Genomic DNA, 23,517 nt, shown 5'->3' with positions numbered 1-23,517 from the left:
CCTCCCTAATTCACATACGACGCATCATAAAGAAAGCGCGCTCGGAGCGCGCCTCGCTTGTGCTATGACTTCAAATATTTATCAATAATTTTGTCATATTCACCGTTTTTCTTTAGGTTCTCTAGACCTTTATTGATCTTTTTCAATAGGTCTTGGTTTTTCCCCTTCATCACAGAGATACCATACTGGTCTCCATTCAATCGGTCTCCAACTGTTTTCAATTTTAAATCTTGTTGTGCGATTGCATACGTAATGACAGGATAATCCTCAATTAAGGCATCTGCATTTCCGTTTGAAACTTCTTGGAACATCGATGGGCTGTCATTAAATTGAACCACTTCATACCCATATTTATCTGCGTTATCTGATGCAAATTTTGCACCCGTCGTCCCATTTTTAACAGCTAGCTTTTTCCCCTTTAAATCATCAATTGATTTGATGCTACTGTCCTTTTTCACAACAACTGTCAATCCAGCGTCGAAGTACGGATCTGAGAAATCTACCTTCTTCTTACGCTCATCTGTAATGCTCATTCCGCCCATCCCTACATCAAGCTGACCTGCCTGCATTGCGGGGATAATGCCTGAGAAGTCCATCGCTTCAAGTTTCACTTTGAAGTCTTGGTCTTTCGCGATGGCGTTAATCAGATCAACGTCGATTCCTTCAGTTTTACCGCCCTTTTCAAATTCAAATGGCGGATATGTTACATCTATCCCAATTTTATATGTGCCTTTGCCTTCTCCCGAACCGCTGTCCGATTTTGATCCACAGGCTGCCATGACGAGCACAACTATGAGTCCCATGATCAGTAACATTGATTTTTTCATAAAACACGCCCCCTATTGTCAGTTTTATCTAAATATTCGCAATACCAATAATACTATACCACGCTAAAGCTATAGTGTGTGATGTTTTTTATCAATACCAAAGATCCATACAATTCTAGATCAATAGTCTCTTTAAATTTTACTTTTTTGCGAATAACTCATTTTATTCTAAAAGAAGAGCGATTCACAATCATAATGTGAGATAATCTCACAAAAAACGAGATAACACCTTGAAAACCGCCGTTTTTTCTAACATACAAAAACAGACACTTGAATGATCTTCTTCTCTCTATTGATATCGTAATATATCTTCTCTAAAACCCTCTTTTTACCTAAAAATATGTAAGCGTATACAAAAGGCACATGATCCCTATTTCTTTCACAACTGGTTGAATTTACATCAAAAAACATGTTTTACAAATTGCGAGAGAGCGCTTAAAATATAAGAAGATACTGAATATGGAAAGTGAATTCAGATGAGCGGGAATCGAACGAGATGGATAGATGAAGAAAGGAGGATATAAATTGGCAGAAACAGGTGTTTTGTCGTCCGTTGATGTAGCGAATATGTTAAATGACTGGTATATCATGATGAAAAAAAGAGAAATACAAGGTGCGATCCAGCTAAAAGAAGAGATTCTTCAAGCGTTTGATCGCATGGAAGAGAATCAAGATGTCCTACTTTACTATCAATTGCTAGAGTACCGTTTTAAGGATCTCATTGAAGATACAGCTTCGCTGGATCACAGTCTTTTTGTTGATGAAAATGCAATCCGTACAGATGACATGCTCAGCTACTATTTCTATTTCTTTAAAGGGATGTATGAAATGCGCAGAGGCAATCAGGATACGGCATTTCACCTTTTAAAATTGGCAGAGGATAAATTAGATCTCGTCCACGATGACATTGAAAAAGCAGAATTTCATTATAAAACAGGGTGTCTTTACTATAATATAAGATCCACGCTCCTCTCCATACACCACTTGAAAATGGCTTCATCTATTTATGACGCAGATCCATGTTATGTGAAAAAATCAATCAGCTGTCAAATGATGCTCGCTTTGAATTATGCTGATCAATCAAAATATGATGAGGCAGAGTCATTATTTGAAGAAGTGATTCATTCACTAGAACAAATGGAAGACCCAGATTTACTTGGTCACGCGTATTGCAATGCAGCTTTTATTAAAAGTCTTAGAAACGAATACAGTGAAGCTGTGCCGCTCCTAGAAAAGGCTTTATTGATCGAGACATTTGAAACGTCTTCTCCAGGCGGCTACTTACTTGCCATGTATGCCTACACAAAAGCACTATTCAAGCTGAAAAAGCCTGGTTTGTTCCACTATTATGTGCAGCTTTCACTTCAAAAAGCAGAAAATTTAAAACAACGAAACATTTCTCTTAAATTATCTATTTTAGAAACACTTATGCTTCAGCAAGACAACATGATAGAGCAAATCAAGTCTTATTGTGATCAATTAGAAACTATGAATTTTCTTGTCGATCTTGAAGCCATCTGTCAGGATGCAGCTGCTTACTTAACAGATATTGGACTTCATGAAGAATCCACTTATTTCTGGAACAAGGCGTTGTCCTTAAAAACTTGTTAAGAATATGGAGTGATGTATGATGAAAAAATGGCTTATCACAACTGCGATTTTGACACTCTTGATAACAGGTGTTTCTATTGGCGCTTCTATCCAAAAAGACAGCCAATCTGCACAATCTCAAGATATCATTCAAAAGAGAGACCGCGGCACCAATCCTTAAACAAGAAAAAGAGTAGCTGTGAATATCACAGCTACTCTTTTTTATACGTTAATCGATTTCTCGTTTAATATTTTGCATTTTTTCATCTAAGTAATGGGCGATATCTGCCGCTTCCTTTAATTCATCGGTTAGCTGATGAGGGACATCGTTTTGCAGTTTATAATAGATTTTATGTTCAAGGCTCGCCCAAAAATCCATCGCTATGGTCCGCACCTGAATCTCAACCTTCACATGCTCCACACGATTCGTTAAGTACACAGGGATTTCCACAATTAAATGCACACTTCTGTAGCCATTTGGTTTTGGATGTTGAATGTAATCCTTCACTTCAAGGATTTTTAGATCCTCTCTTTGCCTCAATACATCCATAATATTATAGATATCTTGAATAAAGGAGCAGATGATACGGACACCTGCGATATCATGAATATACTCCTTGGCACATTGTGTTGTGATGTCGCATCCTTTTCTTGCTAATTTATTTACAATGCTTTCAAAGGATTTGATCCGTGATTTTGTATGCTCTATTGGATTGTGGCCATGGATTAAATTATATTCCTGGCTAATGATTGAAAACTTCGTATCCATTTCATCTAATGCAAATTTATATACTAATAATTCATTTTTCCAGTCTTCCATGACGTTTTTCAAATCTTCTACATGAGTTGCTGACATATTCATTTCTTTTTGTCATCTCCTTTTGGGAAACGGCGGCAGCACCGCTTTCCGTTTACTAGACGGAGACGGGACTCGAAAGGTTTTAAAAAATACATCGTCAGCCTCGCTGTTTATAATATGTCAACGCCAGCGCAAGGGCGAGTACAGAGCCTTTCACAATATCCATCGCATAATAAGGGACAGACATCATCACAAGTCCATTTTGCAAAATACCGATGAGCACAGCCCCAATAAAAGTACCAAATGCATTTGGTTTTCCTGCTCCCATGACGGAAAAACCGATAAAAGCTGCCGCTACGCCATCCATTAAATATGGTGTGCCCGCATTTATTTCCGCTGTCATTACCCTTGATGCCAGCACAATACCGCCGATTGCTGCAAATAAAGCCGAAAGCAGATATGCCGCGATTTTATATTTATTCACATGAATACCGGACAATCGAGCTGCTTCCTTATTCCCTCCAATGATGTACATAAATCGTCCGTGCTTTGTGTAGGTCATGAAAACATGTGCAAATAGCACAATCACTGCCATTAAGAGAATGATATATGGCACCTGTCCGATTTTGCTGAAAAAGGCAGGGATTGTACCCGTTGAGAATGTACCATCAGGCAGCACCATGTTTTCAGAAATGGTCGCCCCTTTCGTATACGTCTGAGCCAGCCCTTGAATAATAAACATCATGGCTAATGTCATGAGCATATCTGGAATTTTCATTTTGACAATCATCAAGGCATTGAGTAAACCAACAATAAGGGCAGCCGCTAGCGCAGAGAGGATCGCAATCAGCGGGTTTTGCGAAAACCACACAAACATAGAAATCACAATTGCATTCGATAACGTTGCGACTGATCCGACCGATAAATCAAAGCCGTTGACTGCCAAGGAGATGGTAAGACCCACCGCAATAATGGTCACAATGGAAATAGACCGTAAAATATTGATAATATTCCCTGATTGCAAAAACGCTGGATTCGCTGCCGCAAATACCACAATCAATACAGCAATGGTTAAGATCGTGCCATATCGATAAAAGAAATCAAATAGATGGAAGGATGGCCGCTGTTTTTTCGTTTGCTGCACAGGGGCTGGAATTTGTTGTTCACTCATGATTGTCCTCCTGTTGAATGATATAAAAGCTCTTCCTCAGTCGTTGGGGCCGTCATTTCCCGGGCAATGCTGCCATCATACAGCACATAGACTCGGTCTGCGATCCCTGCAATCTCCGACAGCTCACTTGACGCATAAATCACAGATTTCCCGCGGGCGGCAAGCTCTGCAATCAGCGTGAAAATATCTTTTTTCGCTCCAACGTCAACACCTTTAGTTGGTTCATCAAAGAGATAGACATCCGCTTCAGCCAGCAGCCATTTTCCGATGGCAATCTTCTGTTGATTTCCACCGGATAGATGCTTCACCTTTGCTTCAAGAGATGGCGTTTTGACACCTAGTCGTTTGACGATTTCGTTTGCTTTCCGCTTTTCCTTCGAACGATGTAAAAAGCTGAACACGCTTGAGAATGAACGAAGACTTGCGGCCGTTAAGTTCCACCCCACGCTCTCTTCTGTCAGAATCCCTTCCTTTCTCCGTTCTTCTGGCACAAGGGCCATTCCAGCTCTCACGGCTTGATGAGGCGATGTGATGCGAACGGTTTGACCATGAAGCTTCACAGTCCCTGTCGTTTTTTCTGAGGCGCCGAAAAGGGCTTTACACAATTCCGTTTTTCCAGCACCGACAAGGCCCGCAATTCCGAGAATTTCACCCTTTTTCACATGAAGATGAATATTGCGTAATTTATGCTGGTCGTTTAGCTGCTTCACTTCAAGGGCAATAGGTGCATCCTTCAACGGTGTACGGAGCGGGAATTGCTCCTCTAATGGCGCACCTAACATTTCTTCAATGATCTGCTGCGGATTTGTATTTTGAACAAGATGAGCTGCGACATCGGTTCCATTTCGCATCACTGTCAGTTCATCACAAATGGTGAAAATTTCAGGCATGCGATGAGAGATAAACACAATGCCCGTTCCATTCTGTTTCAGCCGGTCAATCATTGAAAATAATTTGTTTGTTTCTGTATAACTTAGCGGAGCTGTTGGTTCATCTAAAATTAAAATGCTACATTTGATTGAAACGGCTTTGGCGATGAGCACCATCTGTTTTTCCGCAAGGGTCAGATCACTTACAAGGCGTTTTGTGGAGATGTCGATGTCCAGTTCTTTTAATCGTTGAGCTGCCTTACGGTGCAGCTCTTTCCATTCGACAAATGTTTTTTTCTCAATCTGATGCATCATCATATTCTCACCAACACTTAAGTAGGGAACGAGAGCTGTATCCACTTCTTGATGAACCGTCTGCACACCATATGAGGCCGCATCCTTTGGGGTTTGAATCGATGCCGCCTGACCATTGATTTGGATGCTTCCTTCATAGTGCGAATGAGCGCCAGAAAGAACTTTCATTAACGTGGACTTCCCAGCACCATTCGCTCCAATCAGTGCATGAACTGTCCCTTTTTTTAATGTGAAATTCACTTGATCTAACGCTTTTACTCCTGAAAATTCAATCGAAATATGTTTCATACAAACTAGCGGCGAAGTCATAGATGTCCTCCTTCTCATGATCATCATCTGAAAAACGAAACACCCTCTATAGAAGAGAGTGCACGGCGTTTATTTTGAATAATGCTTCTTCAAGGTCTTCATCCAATCTTCTTCAAAGGCAGTAGATGAACCGAACCCCTTCACTTCGTCTGCAAGATTGACCATATTGATGGCCTTTCCTGATTGTTGAAGCTGTTTTTGTGAGATGAGAGAGGCCTCAAGATCATAGGAAGACGGGGTTTTCTCACCCGCTATTTTCTTCGCAAGAATTCTCACGTCAACTGCGCCAATGAGCTTCGGATCAACCGCTGCTGTGTACTTCCATGGACTGTCTTTTGCTGTCATTTCTTGAAGATCCGCATTTGACACATCAATCCCATAAATCTTCACTTCTGTTCTTCCTGCTTCCTTTAGCGCTCTTGCTGCGCCAATGGCAAAGGCATCCCACGTAGCAAAAATAGCGTCAAGTTTGCCCTTTGGATATTTATTCAGCATCGCTGCCACTGCATTTTGTGTTTGAACAGACGTATCAGAGGAGGCAATACCAAAGCGGTCAAGTTCCTTGATCCCTGCATGTTGTTTGAGCGTTTCTTGATAGACCTTGTTCCGTCTCACCATTGGCGAGAATCCATCTACCCAGAGGTACGCAATATTTGCTGTTCCTTTAAAGTCAGACACGAGTGCGTCTAGTGATTTTTTCGCTAATTGTTCGTCATCTTGAGACGTCACTGTGACTCCTTTGATGTCCTTCAGCTTAGGATTTGAATCGAACGCTACGACTGGAATACCCTTCGCTGTGATCTTTTTCACGTCAGCGACGGTCGCCTCGTCGTCCCCATGAGAGATGATAAAGCCATCATAATTTTCTTCCAGCGCCTGAGAGATCGCGTCATGGAACTTCGCTGTATCTCCATTTGCGGTGTAGACATCTACCGTAAAGCCAAGCGCTTCACCTTCTGCCTTCGTCCCAGCTAAAAACTGCGCTGTATGATCATCTCCTCCAATTTTACGAATGACTTTAATTTTTGCTCCCTGTCCCTTTGCAAATCGCTTCGGTACATTGTCAAAGGAGACCTTTTCGTTCGCATTTGTCTTTGAGCCTGCACTTGATCCAGTGCCGCAGCCTGTTAATAGGACGGTCAATACCGTTAATAATATAAGACAAGATGTAAAATAGTTACGCTTCATTGCTGTTCCTCCTCAAGTTGTTTTTATTTTTCACATCGGAAAACTAGGTAAAAATGTGGGAAAACGCCAGTAAACTGTTCTTTCATTTGAAAAAGAGACGAAAAAAAGCCTCTCTTGGAAAGAGAGGCTTGATCACCGTTGCATGAAACATGTATCGGGATTCTTCCTCTCTTATCTGTCAAAGCTGTAACAGCTTTGCAGGAATTAGCACCAATTTCTATAGTAGAAACGGTTGCCGGGCGTCATAGGGCCAGTCCCTCTGCCTCTCTTGATAAGAGATCCGTTATGAAATTTTGTTTTCGTTGAAATGTCTTCTTTACTTTAATGTGATGTCACATCAATGTCAATGATTTTTTTGAAAATTTAAAACAATGAGTTTGCGATTCAGACTTGCTTAATTTCCGATGATTTTCTTAGCAGGTGATGACTTCTTCAGGCGAAAATCATATTTTTTCTCATTCATAAATTGTGGATTGAGATGTGCTGATCCTTTATCTTGACCGCTTTTAGAGAGATACGTTTTGTAGCCTTCCATCCATTTCCCGCGCCATACCCACTGTGATGCTTTTGCACCTTTGCGGTCGTCATATACGTTCTTCTGGAAGATATTCTTTTGATTTACTCCATAAAGATTCACGACTAAGTAATGCGAGGCACTCGCTGTCATGATATTGCTCGTGATTCGATTGTTCACAGCTTGATATTGCATCAACAATTGACCGCCTTCTAAGCCGGCTGTGTCATTTTTGTATAAAATATTATGTGAGATCGTCGTATTTGTTGTTCCGCCTCGCTTTTTATCATAGCCGCCAATTGAAATGCCTGTATAACGGTTCAAATACACTTGATTGTGTTCGATGCGAATGCGATCTGCCATTTTTCCTTTATGTTCACTTGTGACTTCAATCCCTAGGTCATTGTGATGTGTGATGTTATGATCAATCACAATGTCCTTCCCGCCATCCACATAAATTCCGCCAGCGGAGATGTCTTTGCCATAGGCTGGATTTCCTACACTCGTAATCTCATACACTTTGTTTCTAGATACGACACCATTTCTGACTTGATCGTACTTTTTAGAAGGTGCTACGTTCTCAAAACCAATTAAATCAATGCCTATATTATCAGTGTGGCGGACGGTGTTATGTGTCACACGGAACTTTTTGACGTTCCCATTGAGCACAAGCGCTTCACTGAAGCCCAGTTTTAATTTTTCAACAGTGTTTCCTTTGATTTCGATGTCTTCAATGGCTGCAGGAGCTTTTGTTCCATAGACCGCAATACCGTGCGCATTCCCATTTGTGTGTGTCGTCTGAATGTCATACACTCGGTTGTTGAGAAGTTTGACGCCTTTCCCGCTTCCTTTGATGAAAATACCGACTGGGGTCAGATCTTCCTTATTCGTCTTGAGATGTCCCACCGTCAGACCTTTGAGGGTAATGTAACTTTTTTCATCGATCGAGACAAGACCGCCATCTGCTTGATTTCCTTTGAGTGAGGCCCCGCTAATGACAGGTTTTTCTTTTCCGTAAGCTTGAAAGATAACAGGTGCTTTCTTTGTACCTGAATGGCGGACAATCAATTTCTCTTTGTATGTGCCGCCTCTCACGTAAATGATTGCACCAGCTCTCGCCATACTTGCCGCTTTTTTCAGCGTGCGAAAAGGTTTTTGCTTCGTTCCTGGGCTTTTGTCATTCCCGTTTGTCGCCACGTAATAGGCAGTTCCCTGCTTGGCGCCAGCCTCCTCTGTCATCGCTTGACAGCCGAAGCTGATCACGGTCATGAATAAAATAAGGAAAATGCTTGGTATCGCTCGTTTCATCTTGTTGTTTGCTCCTTTCACTTCTCTTCTTTCTTTATCGGTTAAAAAAAAGAGGATTAAAATATGACAATGCCCCTTGCAATGTACTGGTCAAAAGGTGTATGGTTGAAAGAATATCTTACAGGTAATTTATCCGCTTTTAAATTGTCAGATTAATCAGTTAATAATGTATTTGGATTTTATTTCTTTATTAAAAAGGGGTGACATGAGGCAGACTGACGGCAGAGAGAAGGAAAGCGCTTTAACAGATTTTTCTTGTCTGAATTCCAGAAAACCTATTGCTAATATTTTGTGAAGGTATAGAATAGAATCATAATTATTTCATATTATTAGAATTTTCAAATAATCAAACAGCAAGGAGATTTACGATGCCAAAACAACCCATCCGCGTTGAACTTAGTTCAACAAAAAAACCAAAACCTCAATCTGATCAACTTGAATTCGGAAAAATCTTCACAGATCACATGTTTGTGATGGATTATTCCATTGATCAAGGCTGGTATGATCCAAGAATTATCCCTTATCAGGCCATTCCAATGGACCCAGCTTCGATGGTCTACCATTATGGGCAATCTGTTTTTGAAGGCTTGAAGGCTTATGTTTCTGAGGATCAGAAAATTCTCTTATTCCGTCCGGAAAAGAACATGGAACGCTTAAACAGATCCAATGACCGCCTGTGCATCCCACAAATTGATACAGAAACGGTTTTAGAGGGCTTAAATGAACTCATTCGCATTGATAAGGATTGGGTACCTGATGCAGAGGGCACTTCCTTGTATATCCGTCCATTTATTATTTCCACTGAGCCGTATTTAGGCGTTGCGCCGTCAAGCACATATAAGCTGCTCATTATCCTATCTCCAGTGGGGTCTTACTATAAAGAAGGCATCCATCCTGTCAAAATTGCCGTTGAAAACGAATTTGTCCGTGCCGTTAAAGGCGGAACAGGAAATGCCAAAACAGCTGGAAACTACGCCTCAAGCCTCAAGGCACAGCAAGTCGCTGAAACGAAAGGTTTTTCACAAGTTCTTTGGCTTGATGGAGTCGAGAAAAAGTACATTGAAGAAGTTGGGAGTATGAATATTTTCTTTAAAATCAATGGAGAAATCGTGACGCCTGAACTGAACGGCAGCATTTTAGAAGGAATCACACGTAACTCTGTACTTGAGCTATTAAAACACTGGGGAATTCCAGTGACAGAGCGTAAAATTTCGATTGATGAGTTAATTGAAGCACATCAATCAGGCGAGCTTGAAGAAATCTTTGGAACTGGAACAGCGGCCGTCATCTCTCCTGTCGGGGAATTAATTTATCACGATCAGCCATATGTGATTCAAGATGGTCAAACAGGTGAAGTATCGAAGAAATTGTATGAAGCCATTACGGGTATTCAAAAAGGAACACAACCAGATATCTTCGGCTGGACAGTAGAAGTCGATTCGGTCGTCAAACAAGCTTAAGCATGTAAAAGAACCTTTCAATCATGAAGGGTTCTTTTTTTGTTTATTTACCTCTCTGATATACCTTATAATGGTAATAACACATTGAGGAGTGATGGTATGTTTTTTACTTATCTACTAGCGTTCTTTGGTATTTGCATCGGATCGATCATCATCGCTACAGGCTTCGACGATTCACCGTTCCACACCCGGTTTCTATTTAAGTTTCTCGGAATTTCTATCCTTGCTCTTTCTATTACTTTTGTAAAGGTTAGACGAAAAAGGTTACGCAACAAGAAGGGGAAATAGACTTAGATGTCCAGTCAGCCTTCCCATCAAATCGTGCACCAAAACAAGACCGATACACCCACAATCGCCCCTATATATATCCACTGTTTCCCTTTGATGCTCCGCTTTCTTTCGATCAGTAAAAAAATCTCAGGTAAAAAGACGATGATGATTTCTATGATAAAGACAAGATAATAAACAAACGGCATCGGCTGAAAATCAAAGTCTCTTTCATCTCCACCAATTGTTGCGAAATACATCAACAGGTTGGTTGCTGGAATGGTAAAACAAACGAGTAGGCGAAGAACATAAATCCATACATACTGTCTATGACGAATAAGACCAATAAAAGAAGCGATGATTCCATACAAAAACAAGACCACTGTGCCATAACTCAACAGAGGTTGAACGATAAAGCCGTAAAGCATTAAACCAATTGCAACCATACTCAAACCGTCCTTTCTTTGAAGCCATACATGCTGTTTTTTATATCATACACTTCTTTCTTGAATTTCCATATGGGGCCATGATAAAAAAACGACCCCATAAAGGGGCCATTTTGTTTTACGCTTTGACTGATTTGAAGAATTGCGGTAAATATTCACGATGTGCTTCGAGCATTTCATCTAAAATTTGCTTTGCAATTTCGTCAGAAGGGACAAGCGGATTGATCGTCATTGCCACAAGAGCCGTCTCGTAATCTCCTGTGACTGCCGCTTCTGCTGCCACACGCTCGAATGATTTGATTTGTTGAACGAGTCCTCTCACAGCTACAGGCAGATCACCCGTCGCGATTGGTTTTGGTCCGTCCTTCGTAATGATACAGTTCACTTCAACCGCTGATTCAGCCGGAATGCTTGCAATCGCCCCTCTGTTCACTGTATTGACTGGTTGGATGTCATGCTTATCATTATAGATGGAGCTGATTAAGTTACATGCCGCATCACTGTAATATGCCCCGCCTCTTTTTTCGAGCTGTGGTGGTTTAATCGATAAATCAGGATCTTTATAGAGCTCAAATAATTCGTGCTCGACCTGCTGGACTACCTCTGCTCTTGTTCCTTTTTCTTGGGCCGCTTTTTGCTCTTCTTCCAGCATATCTTTTGTTTTATAGTAATAGCGATGATACGGACATGGGATCACTCCTAATCCTTTTACAAAAGAAGGTTCCCAGTTTTTCGCTTCAATGTTCTTCATAGACCACTGACTATTCGGGTTTCCTAATTCATCGAGTACTTGATCCATAATACTGACCCCGTCTAAATACACGTCTAATCCATAGACCATGTGATTGAGACCGGCAAACTGTACCTCGATCCGTTCAACTTCCACATCAAGCGCCTTGGCAATCCCCATTTTTATCCCAATTGGAACATTGCATAGTCCAACTACTTTTTTTAGATTTGTGTAGCGCAGCACAGCTTCTGTGACCATGCCGGCTGGATTTGTAAAATTCACAAGCCATGCATCTGGACAAAGCTCTTCCATATCCTTCACGATATCTAGAATGACTGGGATGGTTCGAAGGCCTTTAAATAAGCCGCCTGGTCCGTTCGTTTCCTGACCGATGACGCCGTATTTAAGTGGGATTCTCTCATCCTTAGCCCGTGCTTCCAGCAGTCCTACACGAAATTGTGTTGTCACGAAATCTGCGTCCTTCAGGGCTTCCCGGCGGTCAAGCGTCAGGTGTACCTCAATCGGCAGACCGGCTTTTTCGACCATGCGTTTCGCGAGAGCACCCACGATGTTTAACTTTTCCTGACCCGCTTCAATATCCACGAGCCATAATTCCTTTATAGGCAATTCATGATATCGTTTGATAAATCCTTCGACAAGCTCAGGCGTATAGCTTGATCCTCCGCCTATTGTGACAATTTTGATTCCATCTTTCATGAATTGACACCTCCGAGTTGCTTCATTTTTTCATGGAGCTCGATGATTTCCGCCGCAAGCTCCTTGACAGTCATTGCGTTCATGAGATGATCCTGTGCATGGATCATTAAGAGGCTAATATCGGTCTTTTCTCCTCTAATTTCTCCTTGGATCAGCTCTGTCTGTGCGTGATGCGCCTCATTTAACGCGTCTTGTGCTTCCTGCAATTTTTGCTTCGCCTCATCAAAATTCCCTTGCTTTGCACATGTAATGGCCTCCATCGCAGAGCTTCTGCCATTCCCGCCGTGTAAGATGAGTTGAAACACAATTTGTTCCATTTCCATCGGCCGCATCCCCCTTGTTTCCTCTATTACATGCTGACGACATTTTCATCAGTTGTTGCATTTGTTTCTAGTTCACTTTCTTCTTTTAATTTCTGCTTATCCCACATTCTAAAGAATGGGTAGTATAAAGCGAATGACAACGCTAGGTTAATCAGCTGCATGACAGCACCTGAGATTTTGCCTCCTGTGGCGAGATAGCCTGAAATGATAGGCGGCATCGTCCATGGGACCGCAATCCCCGCCGGTTTTGCGACAAGCCCTGTGCTCATTCCGATATATGTCGTGATGATCATCATGATTGGCGTAAGGATAAACGGAATCAGAAGCATTGGATTCATAACAATCGGCATTCCAAAGATGATCGGTTCGTTGATGTTAAAGATGGCTGGCCCAATGGCAAGTCGGCCAAGTTGTTTCATTTGTTTACTTCTGGCACGTAAGATCATCGTCAGCACCAAGGCAAGCGTTGCACCGCTTCCGCCGACATTGATGAAGATTTCAAAGAACTGCGCTGTGAAGATATTTGGCAGCACTTCTCCTGCTTGGAATGCGAGACGGTTCTCATCCATCGCACCGAGCCAAATTGGACCCATGACGCCGCCGACAATGGTTGCTCCGTGAATACCACATGCCCAGAGGAGCATTTGCACACCAATGGCGACAATACTTCCGCCTAAGCTTCCACCAAGAATGGAAAGCGGTGTGCCAATTAAGACCGTGATGATATTATGAATACTCTCAAATGGTGTCATCTCAATCAAAAGTCTAGCGACCCAGATCAGCGTGATGACCACAAAACCTGGAATAAGTGCGATAAACGATTTACTCACTGCTGGCGGTACACCATCAGGCATCCTAATGACGATATTCCGCTGGACAATGAATCGGTAAATTTCAGTTGAAAGCATGGCAATAATCATGGCAACGAATAACCCTTTACTGCCCATCAATGTAACTGGAATTCCCCCACCTACTAAGATGGCTTCTGTTGAGCCTTCAGGTGTGAAAGGAACTTGATATGGTGTTGCCAAAAGGAAAGCTGCAACAGCGATCGCACCAGATGATAGGGCATCCACTGCATACTTTTCAGCAAGCCTGTAGGCAATCCCGAAGGTTGCAACAAGTGCCATAATGTCAAAGGTGGCATTAACAGGATAGGATAGTTTCGTGGCCCATTCTGCTCCGAAGATACTTGCCATAAAATCGCTGTATCCTGGGATCGGAAGGTTGGCTAAAATGAGAAACAGTGAACCGACAATAATGAGAGGCATGGTTAAAACAATTCCGTCACGCAATGCTTGTAAATGTCTTTGAGCGGCAATCTTCCCTGCAAACGGCATGACCTTCTCTTCTAGAAATCGGTTGAATCCATTCATCCCTTCCGCCCCCTTTATCCGTTCACTAACTGTTCAGCAGATTTTAAAACCTCAGCCCCATTACATACGCCGTAATGCACGGTATTGATGACGTCGACTGGAATCCCTTTTTCTTCTCCGAGCTTTTTCATTTGTGGTAATAAATATCGAACCTGTGGTCCTAATAAAAGCACATCGGCTTGATCAATATGATTTTTTGCTGAATCTCCAGATACTGCCCAAATACGATAGTCTTTTCCTTGTTCTTGTGCGCTTTTCTCCATTTTTGTGACTAGTAAGCTTGTTGACATACCTGCTGCACAAACCAATAAGATGTTCATGTGTAAACGCCCCCTTTTGAAAGTGTGTAGCTTTTCTTTACACATTCATCATATTATGAAACCGCTTTCATAAACACCTATACTTTTTCCTTTAGGAAGCGGAAAAAGTTAAGATCACATTGTTAGCTCTTGTACGAAGGGGCCTTTTTATACATGATATCGAGCATGTCTTCAAATGTATCACAGGCGATGAGATGCTGAATGAATTTCACATTGTGCACAAGCTCGCCCAGCAGACGATACATCCCTTTTAAATCTTTGGCATTCTCTTTTTCGACACAAAGCAAGCAAACAAATTGAACTTTTTTCTCTCCCCATATGATCGGTTTTTCTAATGAACAGATCGCCCAAAATGTCTCTTCTGTCAGCGGCATCATAGGGTGCGGAATGGCTGTATAATGCCCGAAGGATGTCGGTGCAGCCTCTTCTCTTTCCATCACAGAAGGTGTAAGTTCTGCTGGTGCTAATCCCATATCGATAACTTGTTTCGTGAGAAAAGTGATGACCTCTTCCTTTGTTTGAAAGGCGCGTTTTGTAAAGACCAATTCCTTTTTCATATATTGAGAGGCCAATGTCACCCTTGTTTCACTCGTCAGGGCTTCTTCAATTTTTAAAAAGTCGCCGCCTCCCAAAATGGTGTTCACTTGTATGACTGGAATCGGTAAATCCATCTGAATCGGGACCGTTGTAATAATCAAATCCATGGCATGTAAAGAGACATGCGGAAGCGAATAAAGCTCTGCTGTTCCTAAAATGGTCAGCTTCGACCCAAATTGTGACCGCAGACGATCTTGAAGCAGTCTTGCACTTCCTGCACCAGACGCACAGACGATGAGACATCGCTTCGGTGGAATCTCCATTTTCCTCCGTTCTAAAGCCGCACCAAAATGAAGCGCCATATATCCGATTTCATTCTCATGAATACTCAGCCCCTCCTCTTCTTCAAGGACCCTGCTGGCGATAATTCCTGCTTCAAAGGCAAGTGGATACCCCGCCTTTATTTCATCAAGCATTGGATTTCTTAAGTTCATCCCATATTTACACCGGGTCATGGCTGGCTTTAAGTGCAGACTCAGCCCAATCATTAATTCCGCATCACCGGCTAAATCAAGCTGCAGCTTTTGATCAACGGCTTGGAGCATCAGCTGGACAAGACGGCTCGTGTCATCATCCACAATTTGTTTTTGAGCGCTCGATGAAAAGGACTGCACCATTTTGGCTGTTCCTAATAAATGAATGGCGATATAGACGATCTCTTCTTGTGGAAAAGAGACGTCCAGCAGTCCTTCAAGGCATTCCACCATTTTTTTAGCCACCTCGTATTCCTTTGCCCGTGGAATCTCATTGATTTCCTCTGGCAAAACAGATACATAGTTTCCGTGTCTAATTCGTTTGCAGGCAATCGCGACATGAACGATTAAATTATTCATGCAAATGTCTGATAGATTCATTCGTTCTTCATTGATATAATCAATGATTGTTTTCTGAATCAATTCCAGTTCATGTTTTGGCAAAATGGTGACTGCCGTGTTCAGCATCGTTTGGCAGGATCGGCGTTCACTGAATAAATATTCTGACATACAATAACGAATTTTCATCTCCGATCCTTTGATCCGGCAGCCTTTATTCGGCTTCGCTTCCAGCTTCAGATCAAAGGGCTCAAGCTTGCGTTTAACCCATTTCATATCGTTACTCATCGTCGATTTACTAATAAACAGCAGCTGCTGTAAGTCTTCCAGTTTCACATAAGATTCTGCGAGAAGCAGCTTTTTTAAAATAAACCGAACGCGCTCCTCTGGCAGAACAGCCAGCGGCTCTTCCTGTTCGACCTCCTCTTTCATAAAACGGCGAAAGGCATTCTCATCGTTGATCAACAGCTCATAACCAGCTCCTCGAACAGCTGTTACAGCCGCTTGATAAGGAGCAAGACAGTCGTTCAGTTCCTTGATGTCTGTACGAATGGTGCGGCTTGTTACTTGTAAACTGACAGAAAGCGCAGCGCTTGTGAGCGGGGTCTCCGCTGCCATGAGCTGACTTAAGATGTGCGCCAGTCTTTTACTCAGCATCAGATCGGCCTCCTTATGTAAGGGTGGAGAATCTGCCTTGTCTGGACAAGGTGTATACGCTTGCAGTTCTCTTCATTACTCATATTCTACTGAAAAGAAATAAAAATTGCCATCTCATTTATATGACAAACGCCCCTATTTATACAACAAACCCTATCCAATGACCTATGAATCTTTTGGCAGGACCGTTGGGGAAACCATGAAAAAAAGGCGATACACCTCCGTATCATCGCCTTTTATTAAGAAATCAGCTGCGTAAAGACAACCAATCTTTTTTCATGAGTCCCTGCTGCATGATCAAATGTCCCTGTACACGTGATTAAATTGAGATTCCGTGTAAAAGCATACCCGAAAAACGCATTTGGTTTTTCTTCACGCGGATAGCTTTGCACTTTGACGACTTCAAAGGTTCGCTTTTTACCTGATATGGATGTCACGATTACCTTGTTTCCCTTTTTCAGCTCCTTCAATCGATAAAAAACAGAAGGTCCCCACTTATGATCAACATGACCATTCATAACGGCATTTCCTTTATCTCCTGGCTTCGGACCATCCTTAAACCAAGCTGTGTTGTCCGTATTTTTTGGAACGCCCATACTGCCATCCTTTGATAAAGTGGTTTTCTCTACTTTTGCTTTGACATCAATCGCCGGAATCGCAATTTCAGCCGGGACAATACCGGACGGTTCGTCTTTTAACATGGCTTTTGAATGAGACTGTTTTGTGACTTGGTTTGTTGTCATTTTTTCAGGAGATGAGGTTGTTTTAGCGGATGACGAATCATCCATCGATTTTGATGCACAGCCCGTGATGACAAGAAGCATCAGAAGACCAAACAGCCACCTTTTCAAGTCAGTCTGCCTCCTTTTAAAGAAAGGAACGGCACGATTGTGCACGTTCCCCCCCTTTTGTTTTGATATGAGCTTAATTTGATGTCTTACGACGAATTAGGAAGAACGCACCCATTGCACCGCCAGCTAGGATCAAGCTTGCGATTAATCCCGCAAATGCTTCATATGACATACCTAAAGGACCGGCTGTGCCTCCCATACCTGTTTTCGGCATTTCGTTAGGCATGTTAGATTTGAACAGTTCAGGATGCTGATCAACAATCGCTGTTGCGACATCTTGACCGACCATGAACATATGACCGTACGCCTCTCTCACTGTTGGATAAAGCTGATCATATTCGCCATTATGGTAAGCCGTATATGTTTTGATCAGCTCATCAATATGCATTTTTAAGCCAGCTTCTAAATCCGCCGCCTTTAAACGGCCATCTGTCGCTTGCTCTAGAAATTTCGCTTGCTTCATCCGATATGCATCCAAGTTTTTCACAGCTTTTTCTTTCGCTTCTTTGTCTCCTGATGCATCCGCTTTGACATAATCAACTAAGTAACCAATATGGCTTGACCAAATGGATTTGAATTGTTTTCCTGCATCCTTACCATAAACAGATGCAATCGCATTAGATAAATCATTTGTATTCTCGTTCAAAGCTGCTGCTGCTTGATCAAAGTCCTTGCTACCATCATTTCCTTTTTGCATGGCAACGACCGCAAGTGCCAAATGCTCTGAGAACAAGTAGTTTAAATCTTCACGAAGATCTGCGGCTGGTGTATCGACAGATTTATGATCAAATTTCCCAGGAAATTGATCTGTGATCGCCCACGATACGCCTTTGCCTACTTCAAACATATGATGAATGGATTTTCTAACAGTCTCATAGGTCGTATCAAAATCCTTTTCTGTGTAGCTGTCAAACGCTTTTAATAGTTCGTTCACATGCATCTTCAAGCCTTCTTCAAGCTCACTTGCTTTCAACCTCCCGCCTGTTGCTTGATCGAGCATATCGGCTTGTTTCATACGATATTGATCAAGCTGCTTGACAGCTTTCTTTTTACCTGTCTCATCTTTCTTTGCGGTTGCTTGTACATAATCCACAAAGTAGCCGATATGGCTTGACCAAATGTCTTTGAATTGTTTCCCTGCTTTTTTTCCGTACACAGAAGCGATGGCTTCCGATAAGTCATTTGTGTTGTCATTTAGCGCTGCCGCTGCTTGTTTAAAATCTTTGCTGTCGTCAATTCCCTTTTGCATTGTGATGACTGCTAAGTAGGCATGCTCCGAAAATAACTGGTCTAGTGCTGCTCGAAGATCGGTTGCTTTGTTTGACACCTCTTGTGACGAAGATGTCTTCTTTGCCTCTCCATGCATATGTCCTTCGTGTGCACTTGCGCTATGGGCTGCCGGAAATAGTAATGCTGCGCTAAGCGGAATGGTTAAAATCGCTTTTTTCATGTTCATCTGTTTTTCCTCCTCTTTCCGTTTGTTATGTACTTAACGGAAAGAAGCATGAAATGGATCATTCAAATCTATCATCTTTTTTTGTTTAGCGCACAATCGGTCATGCTTGCATAAAAAAAAGCCGGATTATCCGGCTGATACGTTACGACGTTTAGATGCTTTCCGCTCTTTATATATTTTTCTCACCACTGGATAAATCACAGGTGCCCATTTAAAAATTTGTTTCAGCCATTTTTTCATTTCTCCCGCGCCTCCTTATTGTCATTCTTACAAGGAAGATTCCCCATCTTGGCATGAAATAAACAGGTGCGGGAGAGCAGGAGTTAAATCACGCCTTGTGCGATCATCGCATCTGCCACTTTGCGAAATCCTGCAATATTTGCTCCTACTATTAAGTTTCCAGAGTGTCCATATTCGTCCGCTGTCTCTGTACACTGACGATAAATCGTCTGCATCATTTGTTTCAGCTGATCATCTACTTCCTCAAATGTCCAAGACATTCTTGCACTATTTTGCGCCATTTCCAGCGCTGAGACACCTACCCCACCTGCATTCGCCGCTTTTGCTGGCGCGAATAGAATATCATTCTGTTCAAAAACTTTGACTGCCTTTAGAGTAGAAGGCATATTCGCTCCTTCTCCTACCGCAATGACACCATTTTCCACGAGCTGCTGTGCCTGCATCTCAGATATTTCATTTTGCGTTGCACATGGAAGCGCAATGTCACAAGGAACAGACCAAATTTGTTCGCAATCTTCAATCAATTCAGCATGCGGGTGAATGTCTATGTATGCCCCAATCCGTTGATTGCTTACTTCCTTCAGCTGCTTCACTGTTTCAAGTGAAATGCCTTGTGGATCATAAATCGCTCCGCTTGAATCACTGCACGCAACGACCTTACCACCTAGCTCTATGACCTTCTCCATCGCATAAATAGACACATTCCCTGAGCCGGACACGACAACTGAACGTCCTTCAAATTGAAGTCCATGTGCTTTTAACATTTCTTCCATAAAGTACACCAATCCATAGCCTGTCGCTTCTTTTCTCGCTAAGCTGCCTCCAAATCCAGGGCTTTTCCCTGTGAGCACACCTGCTTCATAAGCACCACGCATTTTCTTGTACTGCCCAAACATATAACCAATTTCGCGTGCCCCTACGCCAATATCACCTGCTGGCACATCTTGATCAGGTCCAATATATCGGCTGAGCTCACTCATAAAGCTTTGAACGAAACGCATGATTTCTCCATCCGATTTCCCTTTAGGATCAAAATCTGATCCACCTTTTCCTCCACCGATCGGCATACCAGTCAGTGCGTTTTTAAAGATTTGTTCAAATCCTAAAAACTTAATAATGCTTGCATTGACAGATGGGTGGAAACGAATGCCTCCTTTATAAGGACCGATGGCACTGTTGAATTGAACCCTAAATCCCCGATTAACTTGTACTTTCCCCTCATCATCTACCCATGGTACGCGAAATACCACAAGCCGCTCAGGCTCGATGAGTCGTTCTAAAATGCCTTGTTTTTCATACTCTGGATGCTTTGCAAAAACGGGAACGAGTGATTCGAGAATTTCTCTTACGGCTTGCTGAAATTCCTCCTCACCAGGATTTCGTTTTTCCACCTCTTCTAACACACGGTCGATGTAGCTTTGTGCTGTTTGTGCTGCTCGATCTAAGGTCAACATGTCTCATCTGCCTCCTTTGTATATCTTCACACATTTATCCTGTTAGATTTTCTAACGCATATTGAGATTAATTTAACACCATTTGTAAAAACTGATCAATACTGATAACAGATGAAAATGATGCCGATTTGAGATGGATCAAGCAGCCGCCGCAATCGTTTTTAGAAAGTATCTCTTACAGAGTGACTATTGAGCTAGAAATCATGATTTAGACGTTATATATCCCGCACTCTTTGACAATTAGATGAACCATGAATGATTTCTAGTTGATCTTCAACAAGAAAAAAGGCCTAAAGTTTTATAGGCCTCTGCTCAATCTTTTCGGATCTCCTTCTCTTTTTTTCGATCAGGGTACACGACACAAAGCCAATATAAAATAGAAGACGATGGGAAGTTAATTAAACCGACAATGCCCCAAAACCACTTATAACGTCCTCTTTTTTTGGCATCCATAAATAAAAGAAGGCCCTGCGCAAATAGTAACGGCAATGCGCACAATAAGATGATCATCTCCGACTGACTCATAAGGAAGACCCTCCTTTAATGTGTTGATATTCCTTGATGCCGACAACAACGCAGAGCGGCACACTCACTACTTGAAGAAGAATGAAGATGATAGGCAAATGGGTGATGGCAGCGACAAATAGTGTGAGAATGGTCAGACTGATGAGAACGTACGCCAGTACTTCTTGTTTAAAACGCCTTTTCTCTTGTTCCTTCGCCTGCTTCAGCATCATCATGACAGCCTGTTCACTTGGCTCTTTCACTTCGATTTGATCATCTAGCTGCTGTAACTCTTCCTTTAAACGTTCGGTGAACTGATCTTCCTTCATTGAGACCACTCCTTTCGAATTTTCTTTAATCCATGATGAACCCTCGACTTCACAGTACCTTCTCTCATCCCGAGCATTGAAGCAATCTCTGGATAAGTAAAGCCATAATAATAGTGCAAAATAATCGGCGCTCTCTCCTGAGCCTTCAATTCGTTAAGAGCATCCCACATCTCATGCCATGTATGTCCCTTTTGCTGAATCTCCCATTTAAAACGGCGTATCGTCTCTTGATTCGCCTTTCCTTCCCTCAATTGTTCACGTTTTCTTTTCTTCTGATGATCCAAAAATTGTCTAGATGCAATGGATATGAGCCATGTTGAAAATAAGGAATCTCCTCTAAAAGAAGAGAGTTTCATGTACGCTTTCAGCATCGTTTCTTGCATGATTTCTTCTGCAAGCTCTTGTTGAAGGGTGAGCTTCATTATATAACGGTAAAGAAAGGAATAATGATGGCGATAAAGAGCTGTAAATGCAGCATCATCCCCCTGCTTTGCCCGCTGAATCAATAATGTCTCTTCTGTCTGCTCCAAACACACCCCTCCTTCCTTTTTCTTCTCTTATTCATGGGACGACACGTATGACGATATCGTTCAAAATAGATTTTATTTTTTTAGCTTGTCTGCTTTTCTCCCTGTTGATCCAGTAATTGAAGCGTTAAATATCCAGTTTTTTCTTATGTAATGATTATGACATTCTTTCGGCTCTAACAAAATGATGCGTTCTGATTTTCTATCAAGCGGAGATGCTCTCCCCCATAATCACTAGGTCATCCCAATACCTATTGTCAATGATCCTTGTCTCATTTAGACGAAAATAAAATAATCATGGCCTTAGTTTTCTAGAAAATCATGGAATACACAGCGCCAATTCTTAGCCGATGATACCTTTTTGCATGCTATGCTCTTCCTACATTCCGAAAAAGGCGATACTGGCGAAGAAAGGAGGAGCAGTTGAATTGCAGCTTGTTTTTGGAAACGTTTACATTAAAACAAAAATGAATGGAGATGTTGACTTTGAAGAAAAAAGTTCCAATGTTAGCTGGTGTGTTAGCGGTTGGTCTCGTGACTTCATTATTTGCACCTAATGGGGAGGCAAAGGCGGCAGCAAAGTATCCCGAAAGCCCTTCTATTATGGCCAATTTTAATCAACAAGGATTTTCCACATTAAATGGCGGTACAACAGGCGGTGAAGGCGGTAAAACCGTCACAGTCAAAACTGGAAATGAACTATTGGCTGCCCTCAAAAGTAAAGGAACAAACGAAAAATTAAAAATTGTTGTCGACGGGACGATTACCCCTTCTAATACATCTGCCAATAAAATCGATGTGAAAGATACAAACAATGTCTCAATCGTCGGCAAAGGCACAAAAGGTGAATTTAATGGAATTGGCATTAAAGTATGGCGTGCCAATAACATCATCATCCGCAACCTGAAAATCCATCACAGCAAAATAGGTGACAAGGATGCCATCGGAATCGAAGGCGCTTCTAAAAACGTATGGGTCGATCATAATGAACTGTACAATACATTAAACTCTGGTAAAGATGATTATGATGGATTATTCGATGTGAAAAATGACTCCGATTATATTACCTTCTCATGGAACTATGTTCATGATAGCTGGAAAACGATGCTCATGGGCAGCTCTGATAACGACAACTACAACCGAAAAATCACATTCCACAACAACCGTTTCGAAAACCTGAATTCTCGTGTACCATCTATGCGCTTTGGGGAAGGACATGTCTATAACAACTATTACAAAGGCATCCTGACAACTGCAATTAACTCTCGTATGGGCGCAAAAATGAGAATTGAGCACAACGTATTTGAAAATACAAAAAATGCGATTGGCAGCTGGGACAGCCGTCAAGTCGGTACATGGCATGTCATCAACAACTCATATATTAACAGCTCAGGCAGTCTGCCAACGTCTTCTACAGGTACGTACAACCCTCCTTATAACTACTCCTTGCTTAACGTGAACAATGTCAAATCAGAAGTGGTATCAAATGCTGGTGTTGGAAAGGTAAATCCTTAAAACCACAAAACGTTCGGGCAGAAATCTCTGTCCGAACGTTCTTGTC

General features: G+C 42.0%; 23 protein-coding genes and 1 riboswitch. Of the genes, 4 read left to right on the top strand and 19 right to left on the bottom strand.

Going from position 1 to position 23,517, the window contains the following annotated elements:
* Positions 1-62 precede the first annotated feature (62 nt).
* Positions 63-827, bottom strand: a complete 765-nt coding sequence (locus tag MHH40_RS11685) for a transporter substrate-binding domain-containing protein (RefSeq protein WP_034620276.1) — start codon at positions 825-827, stop codon at positions 63-65.
* Between the two features lie 525 nt (positions 828-1,352).
* On the opposite strand from MHH40_RS11685, the gene MHH40_RS11680 reads away from it, so the two are divergent.
* The gene (locus MHH40_RS11680) at positions 1,353-2,438 is read left to right on the top strand and encodes a Rap family tetratricopeptide repeat protein (RefSeq protein WP_050944525.1); all 1,086 of its coding nucleotides are present in this window, start codon (positions 1,353-1,355) and stop codon (positions 2,436-2,438) included.
* A gap of 19 nt (positions 2,439-2,457) precedes the next feature.
* Positions 2,458-2,598, top strand: coding sequence for a hypothetical protein (locus MHH40_RS11675; protein WP_199852791.1), 141 nt, complete (start codon positions 2,458-2,460; stop codon positions 2,596-2,598).
* A 48-nt stretch (positions 2,599-2,646) separates the two neighbouring features.
* On the opposite strand, the gene MHH40_RS11670 is transcribed toward MHH40_RS11675, so the two are convergent.
* The 5 genes from MHH40_RS11670 to MHH40_RS11650 all read right to left on the bottom strand — a co-directional run bounded on the left by MHH40_RS11670 (position 2,647) and on the right by MHH40_RS11650 (position 8,890).
* Positions 2,647-3,279, bottom strand: a complete 633-nt coding sequence (locus tag MHH40_RS11670) for a GTP pyrophosphokinase (RefSeq protein WP_050944526.1) — start codon at positions 3,277-3,279, stop codon at positions 2,647-2,649.
* A 94-nt stretch (positions 3,280-3,373) separates the two neighbouring features.
* On the bottom strand, positions 3,374-4,387 hold the full coding sequence (locus tag MHH40_RS11665; RefSeq protein ID WP_050944527.1) for an ABC transporter permease: 1,014 nt from the start codon (positions 4,385-4,387) through the stop codon (positions 3,374-3,376).
* Complete coding sequence (locus MHH40_RS11660; protein ID WP_050944528.1) at positions 4,384-5,880, bottom strand: sugar ABC transporter ATP-binding protein; 1,497 nt, start codon at positions 5,878-5,880, stop codon at positions 4,384-4,386. The genes MHH40_RS11665 and MHH40_RS11660 overlap by 4 nt, the downstream gene beginning before the upstream one ends.
* A gap of 69 nt (positions 5,881-5,949) precedes the next feature.
* Complete coding sequence (locus MHH40_RS11655) at positions 5,950-7,068, bottom strand: sugar ABC transporter substrate-binding protein (protein ID WP_050944529.1); 1,119 nt, start codon at positions 7,066-7,068, stop codon at positions 5,950-5,952.
* A gap of 168 nt (positions 7,069-7,236) precedes the next feature.
* Positions 7,237-7,346, bottom strand: a riboswitch (SAM riboswitch).
* Between the two features lie 116 nt (positions 7,347-7,462).
* On the bottom strand, positions 7,463-8,890 hold the full coding sequence (locus MHH40_RS11650) for a DUF1565 domain-containing protein (protein WP_050944530.1): 1,428 nt from the start codon (positions 8,888-8,890) through the stop codon (positions 7,463-7,465).
* Between the two features lie 368 nt (positions 8,891-9,258).
* Between MHH40_RS11650 and MHH40_RS11645 the strand changes: the two genes are divergently transcribed.
* Complete coding sequence (locus MHH40_RS11645) at positions 9,259-10,350, top strand: branched-chain amino acid aminotransferase (protein ID WP_003215056.1); 1,092 nt, start codon at positions 9,259-9,261, stop codon at positions 10,348-10,350.
* Between the two features lie 314 nt (positions 10,351-10,664).
* Here MHH40_RS11645 and MHH40_RS11640 read toward each other — a convergent pair whose 3' ends face one another.
* From MHH40_RS11640 to sigY, 13 genes are all read right to left on the bottom strand, one after another.
* The gene (locus tag MHH40_RS11640) at positions 10,665-11,063 is read right to left on the bottom strand and encodes a hypothetical protein (RefSeq protein WP_050944532.1); all 399 of its coding nucleotides are present in this window, start codon (positions 11,061-11,063) and stop codon (positions 10,665-10,667) included.
* Between the two features lie 118 nt (positions 11,064-11,181).
* The gene (locus MHH40_RS11635) at positions 11,182-12,510 is read right to left on the bottom strand and encodes a 6-phospho-beta-glucosidase (protein ID WP_050944533.1); all 1,329 of its coding nucleotides are present in this window, start codon (positions 12,508-12,510) and stop codon (positions 11,182-11,184) included.
* Positions 12,507-12,833: a PTS lactose/cellobiose transporter subunit IIA gene (locus MHH40_RS11630; protein WP_003215078.1), complete on the bottom strand. Its 327-nt coding sequence runs from the start codon at positions 12,831-12,833 to the stop codon at positions 12,507-12,509. Before MHH40_RS11630 ends, MHH40_RS11635 begins: the two co-directional genes overlap by 4 nt.
* Before the next feature lie 26 nt (positions 12,834-12,859).
* Positions 12,860-14,209 (bottom strand): PTS cellobiose transporter subunit IIC, encoded by a 1,350-nt coding sequence (celB, locus tag MHH40_RS11625; protein WP_003214998.1) that lies wholly within the window; start codon positions 14,207-14,209, stop codon positions 12,860-12,862.
* 14 nt (positions 14,210-14,223) lie between these two features.
* Positions 14,224-14,529, bottom strand: a complete 306-nt coding sequence (locus MHH40_RS11620; protein WP_003214824.1) for a PTS sugar transporter subunit IIB — start codon at positions 14,527-14,529, stop codon at positions 14,224-14,226.
* Positions 14,530-14,651: 122 nt separating this feature from the next.
* Positions 14,652-16,595, bottom strand: a complete 1,944-nt coding sequence (locus MHH40_RS11615) for a BglG family transcription antiterminator (RefSeq protein ID WP_050944534.1) — start codon at positions 16,593-16,595, stop codon at positions 14,652-14,654.
* A 239-nt stretch (positions 16,596-16,834) separates the two neighbouring features.
* Complete coding sequence (locus tag MHH40_RS11610; RefSeq protein WP_050944535.1) at positions 16,835-17,446, bottom strand: class F sortase; 612 nt, start codon at positions 17,444-17,446, stop codon at positions 16,835-16,837.
* A 73-nt stretch (positions 17,447-17,519) separates the two neighbouring features.
* Entirely contained in the window at positions 17,520-18,902 is a 1,383-nt protein-coding gene (locus tag MHH40_RS11605; RefSeq protein ID WP_050944536.1) for a hypothetical protein, read from the bottom strand.
* A gap of 126 nt (positions 18,903-19,028) precedes the next feature.
* Entirely contained in the window at positions 19,029-19,142 is a 114-nt protein-coding gene (locus MHH40_RS11600) for a hypothetical protein (RefSeq protein ID WP_003214702.1), read from the bottom strand.
* An 83-nt stretch (positions 19,143-19,225) separates the two neighbouring features.
* Complete coding sequence (gdhA, locus tag MHH40_RS11595) at positions 19,226-20,596, bottom strand: NADP-specific glutamate dehydrogenase (protein ID WP_003214886.1); 1,371 nt, start codon at positions 20,594-20,596, stop codon at positions 19,226-19,228.
* 312 nt (positions 20,597-20,908) lie between these two features.
* Complete coding sequence (locus MHH40_RS11590) at positions 20,909-21,121, bottom strand: hypothetical protein (RefSeq protein WP_003214995.1); 213 nt, start codon at positions 21,119-21,121, stop codon at positions 20,909-20,911.
* Positions 21,118-21,429 carry a YxlC family protein gene (locus tag MHH40_RS11585; protein WP_050944537.1) on the bottom strand — a complete coding sequence of 104 codons (312 nt, stop codon included), beginning with the start codon at positions 21,427-21,429 and terminating at the stop codon, positions 21,118-21,120. The genes MHH40_RS11590 and MHH40_RS11585 overlap by 4 nt, the downstream gene beginning before the upstream one ends.
* On the bottom strand, positions 21,426-21,959 hold the full coding sequence (gene sigY / locus MHH40_RS11580; protein ID WP_003214662.1) for an RNA polymerase sigma factor SigY: 534 nt from the start codon (positions 21,957-21,959) through the stop codon (positions 21,426-21,428). Before sigY ends, MHH40_RS11585 begins: the two co-directional genes overlap by 4 nt.
* Positions 21,960-22,460: 501 nt before the next feature.
* On the opposite strand from sigY, the gene MHH40_RS11575 reads away from it, so the two are divergent.
* Positions 22,461-23,471, top strand: a complete 1,011-nt coding sequence (locus MHH40_RS11575; protein ID WP_416359677.1) for a pectate lyase family protein — start codon at positions 22,461-22,463, stop codon at positions 23,469-23,471.
* The last annotated feature ends 46 nt before the right edge of the window (positions 23,472-23,517 follow it).

This window comes from Bacillus sp. FSL K6-2431 (genome assembly GCF_038005165.1).
Lineage (GTDB): Bacteria > Bacillota > Bacilli > Bacillales > Bacillaceae > Bacillus > Bacillus pumilus.
The sequence above is the reverse complement of the archived record's forward strand: the minus strand, read 5'-3'. Positions and strand labels throughout refer to the sequence as shown.

Coding starts and splice junctions, on each gene's coding strand:
- MHH40_RS11685 (WP_034620276.1), bottom strand. CDS start 827: ATGAAAAAATCAATGTTACTGATCATGGGACTCATAGTTGTGCTCGTC.
- MHH40_RS11675 (WP_199852791.1), top strand. CDS start 2,458: ATGAAAAAATGGCTTATCACAACTGCGATTTTGACACTCTTGATAACA.
- MHH40_RS11670 (WP_050944526.1), bottom strand. CDS start 3,279: ATGAATATGTCAGCAACTCATGTAGAAGATTTGAAAAACGTCATGGAA.
- MHH40_RS11665 (WP_050944527.1), bottom strand. CDS start 4,387: ATGAGTGAACAACAAATTCCAGCCCCTGTGCAGCAAACGAAAAAACAG.
- MHH40_RS11660 (WP_050944528.1), bottom strand. CDS start 5,880: ATGACTTCGCCGCTAGTTTGTATGAAACATATTTCGATTGAATTTTCA.
- MHH40_RS11655 (WP_050944529.1), bottom strand. CDS start 7,068: ATGAAGCGTAACTATTTTACATCTTGTCTTATATTATTAACGGTATTG.
- MHH40_RS11650 (WP_050944530.1), bottom strand. CDS start 8,890: ATGAAACGAGCGATACCAAGCATTTTCCTTATTTTATTCATGACCGTG.
- MHH40_RS11645 (WP_003215056.1), top strand. CDS start 9,259: ATGCCAAAACAACCCATCCGCGTTGAACTTAGTTCAACAAAAAAACCA.
- MHH40_RS11640 (WP_050944532.1), bottom strand. CDS start 11,063: ATGGTTGCAATTGGTTTAATGCTTTACGGCTTTATCGTTCAACCTCTG.
- MHH40_RS11635 (WP_050944533.1), bottom strand. CDS start 12,510: ATGAAAGATGGAATCAAAATTGTCACAATAGGCGGAGGATCAAGCTAT.
- MHH40_RS11630 (WP_003215078.1), bottom strand. CDS start 12,833: ATGGAAATGGAACAAATTGTGTTTCAACTCATCTTACACGGCGGGAAT.
- celB (WP_003214998.1), bottom strand. CDS start 14,209: ATGAATGGATTCAACCGATTTCTAGAAGAGAAGGTCATGCCGTTTGCA.
- MHH40_RS11620 (WP_003214824.1), bottom strand. CDS start 14,529: ATGAACATCTTATTGGTTTGTGCAGCAGGTATGTCAACAAGCTTACTA.
- MHH40_RS11615 (WP_050944534.1), bottom strand. CDS start 16,595: ATGCTGAGTAAAAGACTGGCGCACATCTTAAGTCAGCTCATGGCAGCG.
- MHH40_RS11605 (WP_050944536.1), bottom strand. CDS start 18,902: ATGAACATGAAAAAAGCGATTTTAACCATTCCGCTTAGCGCAGCATTA.
- MHH40_RS11600 (WP_003214702.1), bottom strand. CDS start 19,142: ATGAAAAAATGGCTGAAACAAATTTTTAAATGGGCACCTGTGATTTAT.
- gdhA (WP_003214886.1), bottom strand. CDS start 20,596: ATGTTGACCTTAGATCGAGCAGCACAAACAGCACAAAGCTACATCGAC.
- MHH40_RS11590 (WP_003214995.1), bottom strand. CDS start 21,121: ATGAGTCAGTCGGAGATGATCATCTTATTGTGCGCATTGCCGTTACTA.
- MHH40_RS11585 (WP_050944537.1), bottom strand. CDS start 21,429: ATGAAGGAAGATCAGTTCACCGAACGTTTAAAGGAAGAGTTACAGCAG.
- MHH40_RS11575 (WP_416359677.1), top strand. CDS start 22,461: ATGTTAGCTGGTGTGTTAGCGGTTGGTCTCGTGACTTCATTATTTGCA.